Source organism: Actinokineospora auranticolor, assembly GCF_041897805.1.
Lineage (GTDB): Bacteria > Actinomycetota > Actinomycetes > Mycobacteriales > Pseudonocardiaceae > Actinokineospora > Actinokineospora auranticolor.
This window is the reverse complement of record NZ_CP154825.1, coordinates 2453198-2466876: the sequence shown is the minus strand read 5'-3', so window position 1 is coordinate 2466876 and position 13679 is coordinate 2453198. Positions and strand designations below refer to the sequence as shown.

8 protein-coding genes and 2 pseudogenes are annotated in these 13679 nt (G+C 65.0%); 8 read left to right on the top strand and 2 right to left on the bottom strand.

Features of this window, described 5'->3' with window-relative positions; translation table 11 throughout:
- Window positions 1–146 precede the first annotated feature (146 nt).
- Together V5P93_RS11295 and V5P93_RS11290 are read left to right on the top strand one after the other, a co-directional pair.
- The gene (locus tag V5P93_RS11295) at window positions 147–1430 is read left to right on the top strand and encodes a hypothetical protein (RefSeq protein WP_146108416.1); all 1284 of its coding nucleotides are present in this window, start codon (window positions 147–149) and stop codon (window positions 1428–1430) included.
- A complete protein-coding gene (locus tag V5P93_RS11290) occupies window positions 1328–5290 on the top strand; it encodes an RHS repeat domain-containing protein (protein ID WP_146108417.1) in 3963 nt (1320 codons plus the stop codon). The genes V5P93_RS11295 and V5P93_RS11290 overlap by 103 nt, the downstream gene beginning before the upstream one ends.
- 187 nt (window positions 5291–5477) lie before the next feature.
- On the opposite strand, the gene V5P93_RS11285 is transcribed toward V5P93_RS11290, so the two are convergent.
- Window positions 5478–6734, bottom strand: a complete 1257-nt coding sequence (locus tag V5P93_RS11285; protein WP_374066480.1) for an IS4 family transposase — start codon at window positions 6732–6734, stop codon at window positions 5478–5480.
- A 120-nt stretch (window positions 6735–6854) separates the two neighbouring features.
- Between V5P93_RS11285 and V5P93_RS11280 the strand changes: the two genes are divergently transcribed.
- The 6 genes and pseudogenes from V5P93_RS11280 (at window position 6855) to V5P93_RS11255 (ending at window position 11759) form a co-directional block, all read left to right on the top strand.
- Window positions 6855–8111 (top strand): polymorphic toxin-type HINT domain-containing protein, encoded by a 1257-nt coding sequence (locus V5P93_RS11280; RefSeq protein ID WP_245931675.1) that lies wholly within the window; start codon window positions 6855–6857, stop codon window positions 8109–8111.
- Between the two features lie 31 nt (window positions 8112–8142).
- Window positions 8143–8595 (top strand): SMI1/KNR4 family protein, encoded by a 453-nt coding sequence (locus V5P93_RS11275; RefSeq protein WP_181043837.1) that lies wholly within the window; start codon window positions 8143–8145, stop codon window positions 8593–8595.
- A 660-nt stretch (window positions 8596–9255) separates the two neighbouring features.
- Window positions 9256–9711, top strand: a complete 456-nt coding sequence (locus tag V5P93_RS11270; RefSeq protein ID WP_104482478.1) for a YbaB/EbfC family nucleoid-associated protein — start codon at window positions 9256–9258, stop codon at window positions 9709–9711.
- Between the two features lie 14 nt (window positions 9712–9725).
- Entirely contained in the window at window positions 9726–10031 is a 306-nt protein-coding gene (locus V5P93_RS11265) for a type VII secretion target (RefSeq protein ID WP_104482479.1), read from the top strand.
- Window positions 10032–10150: 119 nt separating this feature from the next.
- Window positions 10151–11122, top strand: a pseudogene (locus V5P93_RS11260) (DUF6531 domain-containing protein); the annotation flags it as partial.
- 220 nt (window positions 11123–11342) lie between these two features.
- Window positions 11343–11759, top strand: coding sequence for an HNH/endonuclease VII fold putative polymorphic toxin (locus tag V5P93_RS11255; RefSeq protein ID WP_104482539.1), 417 nt, complete (start codon window positions 11343–11345; stop codon window positions 11757–11759).
- A 937-nt stretch (window positions 11760–12696) separates the two neighbouring features.
- On the opposite strand, the pseudogene V5P93_RS11250 reads toward V5P93_RS11255, so the two are convergent.
- Window positions 12697–13361 (bottom strand): annotated as a pseudogene (locus V5P93_RS11250) (transposase).
- Window positions 13362–13679 lie beyond the last annotated feature (318 nt).

Genomic DNA, 13679 nt, shown 5'->3' with positions numbered 1-13679 from the left:
GGGGGTCAGGTATGCCCGCTAGACGCCTGGTACCCGGGATGGCGTGGTGCATGAGCGTGGTCTTGACGGCCACGCTCGTGCAGGCGCCTCCCGCGGTGGGCGATCCGAGTTACGTGAACCTTCCCGCTCCGCAGCAAGAGAAGTCCGTGCCGGGAGGACCGGTCCAGGCCAGGCCCGTGCCGCCCAACGAGGTGGACAAGGCCGTGGGCAAGCCGGTGGCGGAGACCCGGTGGCCGGGTTCCGCCTCAGCCGAAATCGCCTTGGCGGGCAAGCCCGCGGTGAGCTTCCAGAAGGCCGGGAACCTGCCGGTGTCGGTGTCCGCGCCGGCCGCGTTGACGTCGAAGGCCGGGTCGAAGGTCAAGGTGTCGACTTTCGACCAAGCCCACTCGGCGAAAGCCGGTGTGACCGGCTTGGTGTTCTCGGTGAACGACGCTGGCGGCGCTGCGGGGTCTCCGCTGTCGGTGCGTGTCGACTACCGCGAGTTCGCCAACGCCTACGGCGGCGACTACGGCTCTCGCCTGACATTGGTGCGGTTGCCGGACTGCGCCGCGACCACGCCGGAGCGGACCGAGTGCCGCACCGGCACGCCGGTCCACTCGACCAACAACGTCAAGGAACGCGCGGTCACCGCGGACGTGGCTCTGCCTGAGGGCCAGAAGTCGTCGTCCGCAGTGTTCGCGGTCGCCGCGGCCCCGTCCGGAGCGGGCGGATCCTTCGGGGCCACCAACCTCTCCCCCGCGGGCCAGTGGTCGGCGGGTGGTTCCAGCGGTGACTTCACGTATTCGATCCCACTGCGGGTCCCACCACCGACCGCCGGTATCGCACCGAAGATAGGCCTCGGTTACTCCTCGGGTACCATCGACGGCCGTACCAGCTCGTCGAACAACCAGGCCGGGTTGCCCGGTGATGGTTGGGAGCTGAGCGCGGGCGGCGGGTTCATCGAGCGCCGCTACCAAGCGTGCGCCGACGACCTCGGTGGCAACAACGGTCAGCGCAAGACCGGCGACCTGTGCTGGAAGACCGACAACGCGATCATGTCGCTCAACGGCGTGTCCGCGGAGCTGGTGCGGGTGGGTACCAGCAACATCTGGCGGCCCAAGCAGGACGACGGCTCCAAGGTCGAACTGCTGACCGGCGCGACCAATGGCGACAACAACGGTGAGCACTGGAAGATCACCAGTACCAACGGTACCCAGTACTTCCTCGGCCTCAACCGGCTTCCCGGCTGGGCGGCGGGCAAGCCGGAGACGAACTCGGCGTACACGGTTCCGGTATTCGGCAACCACGCGGGTGAGGACTGCAACCAGGTCGCGTTCGCCAGCTCGTGGTGTCGACCGACCTGTTCGCCCCCGCACCGTCGCGGGTGTGGTTCGACACCGCCGAACGGTGCCTGCCCACCCAGACGTTCGCCTGCAACCCGGACCAGCTGACCAAGGACACGGCGAAGTCGTGGCCGGATGTGCCGTTCGACCGGATCTGCAAAGCGGGCGAGCGGTGCGAGAACCGGTATTCGCCGTCGTTCTTCACCCGCAAGCGCCTGGTCAAGGTCCTGACCCAGGTCCGCCGCGACGACGTGCCCGCCGAGGTGAAGTGGCGCGACGTCGACTCGTGGACGCTGCGCCACGAGTTCCCCGACACCGGGGACGGCCTCTCCCCCGCGATCTGGCTGGCGGGCATCACCATGACCGGCCACGTCGGCGGAACCCTGTCACAGCCAGAGATCCTCTTCCACGGTCGCTCGATGCCCAACCGGGTCGAGGCCGGTGATGGGCTGCCGCCGATCACCCGGTTCCGGGTCGAGCGGGTGCGCAACGAAGCGGGCGGCATCACCGAGGTCAAGTACTCCGACCGGGAATGCGTGCACGGCACCAACATGCCCGCCAACCCGGAGTCCAACGCCAAACGGTGCTTCCCGAGCTGGTGGCTGCCCGAGTTCGGTCAGGACCAGGTGCTCGGCTGGTTCCACAAGTACGTGGCGACCGACATCACCGAGGACGACCGCACCGGTGACTCGGCGCTGAAGAAGACGCACTACGACTACCTCGAGAACCCGGCCTGGCACTTCGACGACAACGACTTCACCGACATGGCCCACCGCACGTGGTCGCAATGGCGCGGCTACGGCAAGGTCCAGACCACAGTCGGTGAACCGGGCACCACGCAGAGCGTGACAGTCGAGCGGTTCCTGCGCGGAATGGACGGCGACCGACTGCCGAACAACGGCAACCGCACGGTGACGGTCACCGACTCCGACGGGCGGGTGCACACCGACAGCGAGTGGCTGGCCGGGTTCGCGCTGGAATCCCAGGCGTACAACGGTCCGACCCTGGAGTCGGTGTCGGTGAAGATCCCCTGGGTACGCGGGCCGACCGCGACCGCCGGGGACGACAAGGCGTACATGACCAACACCGCCGAGGTCCGCGGTCGGACGCTGATGGGCGACGGCTCATGGCGGCACACCGCCGTGGTCAACACCTTCGACGACCGCGGCAACACCACCAAGGTCGACGACGCCGGCGACACCGCCGTCACCGGAGACGAAACCTGCGCGACGACCACCTACGCAACCAACGAGTCGGCGCACATCTTCACCCGCCCGGCGTCGATCCGCTCTACCGCCAAACCCTGCTCCGACTGGCCGGGCGCGGCAGCGGATCTGCTGGCAGAGAGCCGTTCCAGCTATGACGGCCTCGCCTACGGGGCCGCGCCGACCAAGGGCAACCTGACCGCCACGGAGCGCTGGACCGGCACGGCGTGGCAGCTCACGCAGCGGACCACCTACGACGAGTTGGGTCGACCGACCGAGGTCGTCGACTCCGAAGGACGCAAGACCAAGACCGCCTACACCCCTGCCGGCGGCGACTTCGGTGTCCGCACGGTGACCAAGACCGACCCCAAGGGGTTCAGCGCGGTCACCGAGATGGACCCGGCCCGGTCGTTGGCGCTCAACGAGACCGACATCAGCGGCCGACGCGCCGACATCGAATACGACCCGCTAGGCCGGACCGTGCGCGTCTGGGCGCCCGGCCACGCCAAGGCCGACAACCCGTCACTGCCCAGCTCGGTCTACGAGTACGAGTACCGAACCGACGCACCGACTGTCGTCACCTCCAAGTCACTGCGCGAAGACGGCAACTACATCGCCTCCTACACCCTCTACGACGGCCTGCTGCGTGAGCGACAGACGCAACTCCCCGCCGTCGCGGGCGGTCGTCTTCTCAACGACTGGCGCTACGACTCCCGGGGCCAGCAGTACCGGGTCAACGGGGCCTACTACAACGAGAGCGAGCCCGGCAAGGCGCTCTTCGAACCGCTGGACAACGCGGTTCCCAACCAGACCATCACCGAGTTCGACGCCCTCGGCCGGGAAACCGAGGTCATCTACCGCAGACTCGGCGTCGAGCAGTGGCGTACCTCGTCCAGCTACGGCGGTGACCGCACCACGGTCATCCCGCCGCTGGGCGGCACGACGACCACGGTGATCCGGGACGTCCACGGCCGCGCCACCGAGAAGCGCCAGTACCACGGGCGCCAACCCACCGGCGCGTACGACTCGACCAGGTACGCCTTCAACGCCCGCGGTCTCCAGGACACCATCACCGCCCCGGACGGGTCGGTGTGGCGCTACGAGTACGACGCGCTCGGCCGCAAGACCGCCGAGCACGACCCGGACGCCGGGACCACTCGCACGACCTACACGGCAGTGGACCAGGTCGACACGACGACCGACGCCCGTGGCATGTCAATCCGGTCCGAGTACGACGTCCTGGGCCGCAAGGTCGCCGAGTACGAGCGGCGCGGGACCGGACAGGCGGAGACCAAGGTCGCCTCGTGGAACTATGACGCGATCAAACCGGGTCTGTTGGATTCCTCGACCCGATACGCGGGTGACAAGTCCTACGTCAACAAGGTGTTGGAGTTCGACCCCGCCGGGCGCGCGACGAAGACCAGGGTCGAGGTTCCCGGTGGCGAGGACAAGCTCACCGGGAACTACGACTTCAAGGCCTCCTACAACTCTCGCACCGGTCGGCTCACCTCGACTGTGCAGCCCGCCGCGGGTGGGTTGGGCGCGGAAGTCGTTCTCCACAAGTACAACGAGCTTGGTCTGCCGACCGAGACCTACGGCGCTGAGAAGTACGTGCCGGAGACGCTGTACTCCAAGTATGGCGAGGTTCTGCGGCTCACCCAGGGGTCGGGGTCCAAAACCGTCTACACCTCGATGTTCTACGAGGAAGGCACCCGGCGGCTCTCCGGCGTCGACGTCCAGCGCAACGTCCAAGGCAACACGTACATCGCCAAGCGGCAGTACGGCTACGACCCGTCGGGCAACATCACCAAGCTGACCGACGGCCCACCCGGGGCGTTGCCCGACACGCAATGCTTCAGCCACGACTACCTCAAGCGAATGACCCGGGCCTTCACCCCCGGCAACGGCGACTGCCAGGCACAGCCGACGGTGGCCGGACTCGGTGGACCGGCGCCCTACTGGCAGGACTACGAGTACGACATCGCGGGCAACCGCACCAAGGAAACCGACCACAGGTCCAACGGCGACACCGTCCGGACCTATGCCTATGGCGGCCCGAACGGTGCCCAGCCGCACACCCTGCGGTCGGTCACCCAGAACGGTCCAGGCGGGACCTCGCAAGACACCTTCGACTACGACCCGACCGGCAACACGACCGCTCGCACGGTGTCGGGCTCGACCCAGCGCCTGGAGTGGGATCCCCTCGGCCACACCGAGAAGGTCACCGAGCACGACGGCCGCCAGTCCAACTACCTCTACGACGCCGACGGCGACCGCTTGATCAAGCGGGAAGCGGCCACCACCACGCTCTACCTCGGTGGCATGGAACTGGTGCTGAACAACAGCACCAAGAACCTCACTGCACGGCGGTACTACGACCACGGCGGTTCCGTCGTAGCAGTCAGGACCAGCGGTGCCAACGGCGGGCTGTTCTGGCAGCTCGGCGATCACCAGGGCACGTCGGTGACCACGGTCAAGTCCGACACGCTGGAGGTCAACCAGCGCAGGCAGGACCCGTTCGGCAAACCCCGCGGCACGTCACCCACGACATGGCCGGATGACAAGGGATTCGTCGGCGGCACCAAGGACGACACCGGCCTGACCAACCTCGGCGCCCGCCAGTACGACTCGGCAACAGGCAGGTTCATCTCCGTCGACCCGGTGCTCGACACCGACGACCCACAACAGATGAACGGGTTCGCCTACGCCAACAACTCCCCCGTCACCAACTCCGACCCCTCCGGCCCAATGCCACTAACTTAGGCTAGGTGCGAGGATTCTGATGGTGGCCGGACCCTGATGTCGAACGCCTTGATGTTTGCCCTTTTTGGTGGGGTAGCGTTTATGGCGTCCACGTTTGGCCACACGGGGGTACGTTCGGTGCCTTCGGGCCGCGAGGTGTCTCTCGTTGATTTCCGCGCGGGTCTCCGATAACGCTCTCGCTTGGCGTTCAGGGGGAAAAATCCGCCTCGGCGGGGACCTGGCGTCGGATGACTCGAAGAGACCGCATGAAGGACAGTCGATCAGGGTCGACGTCGGCCTCGTCGGCCGCCGAGCACATCAAACGCCGAATGCCATAGTGTGCGAGCAGGAACGCCCACAGTTCCTGACGCACCATGTCGGGCGATCTCGACCGCAGCGTCTTACCCGATCCTTGTTGATGGGTCTTCATCTCATCGATCAAACCCTCGCATTCCCAGCGTTCATGGTAGGCGAGAGCCAATTCCATGGCGGTCGCCTCGGCCGGGTCGAGAATCGACGTCACCACGCACACGACCTCGGCTGCCCCGTCACCCGCCCGGTCGGGAACCTGATATTCGACCACCCGAACAGGTTGCGCATCCTCGGAACGACAATCCTCGCCGCGGCGGGCCTTCTCGATCAGCCGATCCCGGCGCCCTCGGCGCACGGCCGAACTGACCAGGATCGAGCGATACGAACCGTCGGGCAACCACTCCAACACCGGCAACGTGACAGCCGAACTCACTCTCCACAGCAGGTCAGCGCCAGTACGACGGAACTCGTTCCACAGATCGAAACCGTAGAATCCCCGATCTGCGATCACCAGCATGTCCGGCTCGACAGACCCGATGATGTCTCTCGCGAGAGTTTTCTCGCTGGTCAGGCACCCGGCGATCGCGGCCCCCACGATCGCGCGGGAACCACACTCGCCCAACACGATCATCAACGCCCGCGGAAACGCGGACTCGACCGACTGATTACGCTGTCGACCGAACTCCGCCGCGTTCTCGGGCGTATCCGGAACATCCACGGAGAACCCATCCATCGCCATCAACCGACGCGACGCCAACCACGCCCCTGTGGCGCCCCGCCCCGCCACCGGAACAGCGACCCGCTCAAACAACAGACTCAACGGCTCGACCCCCAACCGCTTCCGAGCCTTGGAAATAGCCGCCGTCGAGGGAACATTCCACTCACCACGCCACGAACCCATAGACCGCAACGACCCAACAAGCTTCCGCATCACCTCCTCGTAATCATCATCGAAAAACAGGCACATCCCCAAACAAAACCGCACCACCACATGCGCGGGAAGCAACCGAGACCGCAACTCGCGACGGCCCGTCTCGTTCAACACATCCTCGATCACATCTCGAGGAAAAACCTCCGCCAACACACCCAACGAGATCCGATCGGTCAACCGAACAGCCGACGAATCAACGACACCACCACGAACCTGCACCACGCGAGCCACCCGAAAATAATAGCAGCTTCTTGCTTAAGTTAGTGGCATTGCCCCTCCGGCCTCTACTGGAAAACCGTCACGGTCACCGAGAAGGTCGCCCACACCACGTTCGTGTGGACGATGTTCTTCATCGGCCTCTTCGTGCCGATGATGCAACTCGTCGCGGTCGTCTACTGGACCGTCCAGGTCTACGTCTACCGCATCTGGATCGAACCGCCCTGGGACGGCGGCGGCGGCGTGAACAAGGCCGACGCCGTCAAGGAATCCGGCATGAGCGTCCAGGAATACGAGGACGCCAAAAAACTCGCCGCCGACAAACGCGGCTGGGTCGACGTCGCCATCCAGATCGCAGGCGACACCCTCCAGGAAATGATCGGCATCAAGGGCATCGTCGACAGCTGCGTCAAGGACTTCAACATCCTCGAATGCGGCTACGAGATCGTCTCCGCCCTCCCCTGGACCAAAATCTTCAAAGCGGGCAAGATCGTCGACAAGATCATCGACGCCATCCGCAACGCCAAAGACTGGCTCCGCCGCCGAGACAAAGCCATGGGTGACCTCCGCCGTGTCGAGGAAGCCGAACGCAGACTCGCTTCCCTGAGCGGCTGTAACAGTTTCACACCCGGCACCTTGGTACTGTTGGCCGACGGCAGCGCCAGACCGATCGAACAACTGAAACTCGGCGATCAAGTCCTGGCCACGAACCCCGAGACCGGAGAAACGACGCCTCAGGCAGTCGTCGGGACGATCGCCGGACAAGGGGATAAGCGCCTCGTCGACATCACAATGTCCAACGGCGCCACCATCTCCGCCACCGATGGACATCCGTTCTGGCTAGCCGACTCGGCGCGATGGAGCATCGCTGCGGAACTTCGGGCCGGTTCTCAGGTCCTCGAAACCGATGGCCGCACCGCCACTGTCATCAAGGTCGACCATCGGTACGCCGCACAGCGCGCACACAACCTCACCGTCGACACCTTCCACACCTACTATGTCGTCGCGGGAGGCATTTCGGCGCTTGTGCACAACTGCCCCACCGGGGGCACTGGCACAGGACCCGCGGATGATGCCATCCGCGCTATCGGCCCGTGGACGAAGAGGGATATCCAGGGCGCGGCTCATGGATTTGCTCCGAAGCGACTGGGAAACAATATCGAACTGCACCATGCCGATCAAATGCCAGGGTCGGCGATCCACGAACTCGATCGCCAAGTACACCGTGGAAAGGGAACCAACCTTCACCGTAACAAGAGCAACCAAGGCGTGACCGCAGAAATGCGAGTAGAGGATCGCCAGTTGCACTGGTGGTACAGGTCGCAAGAACAAGGATGGGGCAGCCTCCCCACACAAACATGGTACGATAATCTTCCCAAGTAGTCGGATATATCGCTAGCGTGTGGAGCAGGGCGTGGAACTGGCAGAACTTGAAGCACAGATCGATCAAGCGATTGAGGCGCACAGGCGAAACGACCCCTCCTCCGACTACAGCTTGTTCGAACTAACACCAACTACCGAGAGTGAAATCAAAGAGATCGAAGAAACTCTCGGGGTTGAGCTTCCCGCAAAGTATCGGGAGTTCATGATTCGACACGGCGGCGGCAGATTCGGATATCTAGAACTAGTGCCCGTCAAATCCGAGCACGTTCATGACGACAACCTATTGTCGGTAAATACCGGCGAGTTCCAGATTCCGGACTTCATCGCCGTCGCCCCCGTAGGAACTGGGGACTGGTGGGGATTCCCAGTAGTTGCTGGTACCTGTCAGTGTCATATTGCTTTTTGGAACCACGACGACGGTAGTGTTCAGTCAACCTCAACGGACTTCTACGAGTTTCTATCCAAACAAGGAACTCGGCCGTAATCGCCGACAACGAGGTTGACGTCTCCCCAAAAGAGTAGAACGTTGCAACAACTTCTGGTCGACATGATTAAACGGGGCAACCCAGGGGTCGGCACGCAGAAGTTCATGCTGCTCGCGCGCCCGCGGAGGTGGCGAAGTTGACCATTGCCACCTCCGCAGGTGTCGATAGTGACATCTCGCGCAAACGGGTTTGGGTGGTCCAACGCGTCCCATGAGGAGCGAAGCTGGAGAGTTGTGCCTACTTGACCGACCGTCAAGTGCGTTCAACCTGCGTGAACCACTCCCCCACACGCAGCGGATTCTCTGTCTCCGCTGGTCAGGGCCACGTTCGGCCGCCACTGAGGGCCAAGGAGACGCGTCTTCCCGCGAAGACAAGTGGTCATCTATTTGACCAGCAGCGTCATACTGAGACACTGCGTTTACTGGCCATGCTTCCATGTACCGCTATCACGACTTTCGGCCGTCGACCACGAGTGGCGCTCGGTCGATGACGTCACCTCGCGCCAGGGGTGCGGGGTCAGCGCGCTACCGGGTGCGTTCACAACACCTGCGGGACCGGGACATCGCAACGCCGATCCTGCGTCGTGGCGGAGGATGTCCGACGTTTGGTGTCAAGATGGGTCGGCGTACTTGGGTGGTTGCTTTCCTGAGGAGGATGCGGTGTCGGGTGATCCGGCCTCGGAGTTGTCGGCGGTCGAGGCGATGGTGGTCGACTGGGAGCATGCGGGCCAGGAGCGGTTGGCTCGTGTTCGGCAGGTCACGGAGCGGGTGGCCGGGTTGAGTGTGACCGAGGAGTCCGGTCCGGTGCGGGTCACCGTGGATTCGCGTGGTTTGCCCTCTGACATCACGCTGGACGAGTCGGCCAAGGGGCGGTCGATGGTCGAGGTGTCGAGGTTGATCATGGCGACGTTGCGGCAGGCGCAGGCGCGGTTGCCCGAGTTGATGGAACGGGTCGCGGCGGAGGAGGGGCTGGCCGGAGACGGAGTGGTCAGTCACCTACTGGACACGGCGCGGGCAAGTTTCCCGGAGCCGGACACCGCGGAACCGGAGCCAGGCTCGCGGCGTCTGGAGGAAGACGACTTCGAGGGCAGGACAGTGTTCCGCCACGGGGACTGACAGGGGACAGGGCGATGGCCGAGAACATGGACGTGGCTGCGGGCGAGTTGACTGGGCACGCGGGCAACCTTGGCGGGATTGAAGAGCGGCTGGGTACCGCGTTGTCCGCAGCCCGGCAGGTGAGCATGGACAACGACGCCTACGGAGTGCTGGGCAGGCCGTTCGCCTGGTTGCTGGACCCGTTCGAGTCACTGGGTGCCGACATGATCTCCGCCGGGATCGACACGCTCGGCAACGACATCGACAACCTCAAGGGCGCCGCCACCGGCTATGGCACCACCGAGGACACCAATACCGCGATGTACGGCGGTGGAGCGTGAGCAACCCCCTGGTCGCCGCCGTCAAGGACTCCACGACCGGGTACTCCGGTATCCCGATCGCGGAGGACGCCGTCTCGGCTTATCAGGGGATCTCCTCGGGTGACTGGGTCGAGGGCGGTATGGGTGCGGTGGCGTTCGGCATGGATGTCGCGGACACCGTGGCGAATCCATTCGGGGCGTTGTTCGCCGCGGGTGCGGGGTGGTTGATGGAGCACTTCGAGCCACTGCGCCAGGCGCTGGACTGGCTCGCGGGCAAACCGGACGTGATCGCCTCCTATGGCCAGACCTGGGACAATGTCTCCCGGGAACTGGCTTCCATCCAGCAGGACCACGCCGATCTGGTCTCCCGTGACCTCACTGGCTGGCAAGGTGCCGCCGCTGATGCCTACCGTGCGCACGCCGCCGAGGTCTCCGACGCCTTGGCCTCGGCGTCCTCGGTCGCGGGCGGCCTGTCCACCGGTACCACGATCATGGGCGCGCTCGTCGCCGCGGTCCGCTCCGCTGTGCGTGATCTGATCGCCCGCTTGGTGGGCAACGCCGTCCAGTGGCTGCTGGAGGAGGCATTCACCCTCGGCTTGGCCACCCCGATCGTCGTCGGCCAGATCACCGTCGCCGTGTCGAACGCGATGACCAAGGTCAGCAAGCTCATCGCCAAGGTGACCGGCACGATCCGCAAGGTCACCCCGCTGCTGGAGAAACTCCGAACGCTGTTCGGCAAGATCGCCGACAAGCTCAAGAACCTCCGCCGCACCGGTCGCAACCACTCCCCCACCGCACACCGTACCGCCGCAACCAAGGGCGATGTTCCCTCGGCCCGTGGGGCGAACCCGCACTTGGACGATCCACGCGTGGCGTCCCGGTCGTCGGACCGGCCATTCTGCAAGGACGACCCGATCGACGTGGCCACCGGCGAGGTGGTGCTCACCCACACCGACCTGTCGCTGCCCGGGGTGCTGCCGCTGGTGCTGGAGCGTCACCACCAGTCGAACTACCGCTCTGGCGAGTTGTTCGGTCCGTCCTGGTCATCCACTTTGGACCAGCGGGTCGAGGTGACGGCTGACGCGGTGTGGTTGTTCACCGAGGACGGGAGGCGTCTGCGCTACCCGCGTGTCGCCGACGAGGTCGCGGAGCTACCGGAACACGGACCACGCATCCGCTTGATCCGCACCGACTCGGGATACCGCGCAGTCGACCTGCACACGGCGCGGACCTCGGTGTTCGTCAGAGTCGGAGCGGAATGGGAAGCGGGATCCAGGCTACCGCTCACACAGCTCCACCACCGGGCGGGCGCTTCCATCAGCATCGACCTACCTGATCGACCCGTTCGGGCTGTCCGGATGCGTCGACAACCGGGACTTCACCTCAAGGCAGGACGCACTCGACGCCGCGTACGACCGCGCCGGCATTCCACGCGGCACCGAACCGGACGCCACCTGGACCGTCGGCAACGACCCCACCAGGCGCGGCGAACCGGGATACCGGCACTCGGAAGACCAAGGCTCACACGGCAACTACCTGCAGTTCGAAACCGAGAACGGCTCCCGTGTCATCGCCGAACACACCGCCGACCCACGCGCCAAGGGCCCCCACTTCCACGCGGGCCAGCCCAAGGGCGATCCCTCGGCGAGCGGTGTCGACTTCGGCTGGGGCGACACACCGAACCGCGACCTCCCCCGGTACGGTCAAATCGGCGGGAAACACCACTACTTCTACCCCGAAGGCACCTGATGACAACGCCGGAACAGACCCGCGGCGAACGCTTGGCAGCCGCGGGCTTGATCCTGCTCGGCGTCGTCGAACCAGCCGAGTTCACACCGCGCGCCGCCTGGGACAGCGTCGCGCGAGGCGACGAACCGACAGTGGCTGTTGACGAAGAGGAAGACCTCTCCGCAGTCACCGCTGCCTGGCTCACCCTGGCCAGGGCCAAGGGTCTCTTCGCGCCCGACGGGTCGTTCCTGCTGAGCACCACAGGTGATGAGAACCCACTCCCCTGGGCACACGTCCGCCCAGGGCCCGGCCCGCTGCGACTCGCCGAAACCCTGGTCGCGCACCCCGGCGAACCCGAGTTCGTCACCATGTCCCTTACAGGCGGCCACGTCTGCGGCGTCACCACCGAGGAATGGGCCTACTGGCTGCTCTGGCGCGACCTCACCCCGTAACCGCGCTCCACCCGCATTGCGCCTAGCAAGCCCCATGCCGTGTCGTCGGTAGCCATCTTTGTACGGCGAGCCCCGGGCAGGAGCAGGAGCGAGACTGGAGAGCCATGCCGACCTGACCGAGTGTCAGATGCGCTCAACGGAGGTCAACGGTTCCACCACACGCAGCGGGCTCTCTGTTTTCACTGGTCAGGGCCACGTTCGGCCGCCACTGGGGTCAAGTGCGCTCAATCTGCGTCAACCACACCACCGTAGGCAGCGGGTTCTCTATTTTCGCTGGTCAGCTCCATGCTCGGCCGCCACTGGGGGTCGAGGGGTCGCAGGTTCGAAGCCTGTCAGCCCGACGGTCGAAACAACGCCTCTCACCAGCGAGCTTTCGCAGGTGAGGGATGTTGTTCTAGTTGCTGGTGTCGATCATGAATAGATCCACTCTGGACGGCCTTGGGGACTATCTAGGGACCACATCTCACCGGGTCTCGCTAGGCGTGTCCTGTAATTCGTGATCGCAGTCAGAGGGTGATGGCGGCGATGGCGATTTCGGCCTGGTAGTAGGCGGCGCGTTTGGTGTAGCGGGTGGCCAGTCCGCGGAACTGCTTGAGTCGGTTGACGCAGCGTTCGACCACGTTGCGCTGCATGTAGCGTTCGGCGTCGAAGGCCGGTGGTCGTCTCCCTCGTGAGCCTAGGGCCGCGCGGTGGGCGATCTGGTCCTTGCGTTCGGGGCAGGTGAACGTGATCCGGCAGGTCCGCGTCGCGTCGCGGGTCGACTTGTGCGACACGATCACCGCATCGGGCCGGACGCGCGGGTGTCCCGGCTCGATGCGGGCGACGCGGATGCCGTCCAGCGGCACAAGCAGCTACGGGTTGTCACCCGTCTGGCCGGGTGTGATCAGGATGCGCATCGGCAGACGGAGTCGTCCTTGGCGATCACCCAGTCTAGGATGCGCTGCCAGGTGCCGTCCGCGGTCCACAGGCGCAGCCGCCCATGCGCGGTCTTCCACGGTCCGTACCGGTCGGGCAGGTCACGCCACGGGGCGCCGGTGCGCAGCCTCCACAGGATCGCGTTGAGCACCTGCCGGTGATCGCGCCACCTACGGCCACGCCCGGACACCGGCAACAACGGCTCGATCGCCGCCCACGCGCGATCGGTCAACTCACCACGCACCAGAACTACCAGCTCCCCTGATCACCGGCTTACAGGACACTGCCTAGACCACCCTCAACCGAAGCACGCGAGGTGCGTGCAGATGCGCGGACGGGTGTTCGCCCGCGTTCATGATCGACTGTGTGTCCGGGTGGATGTAGCGCTGGGTTGTGTCAGCGCTCCGGGCCTCGCGATCACCCACAAGACGTGAACCGGCACACCGGCATCGGCCAACCACGTGATCCCGGTGAACAAGCTCGTCTCCGGATCGCGACCAAGCTCCGAGATTTCTCCATCAGGCTCGGTCTTCGACTCGGCCACCGAACTGCTGGTGATCCAGACCGTTCAGCA

What these genes read in the sequence shown, in the direction of transcription:
- V5P93_RS11280 (WP_245931675.1), top strand. Translation starts at nt 6,855, where the DNA reads ATGTTCTTCATCGGCCTCTTCGTGCCGATGATGCAACTCGTCGCGGTC.
- V5P93_RS11265 (WP_104482479.1), top strand. Translation starts at nt 9,726, where the DNA reads ATGGCCGAGAACATGGACGTGGCTGCGGGCGAGTTGACTGGGCACGCG.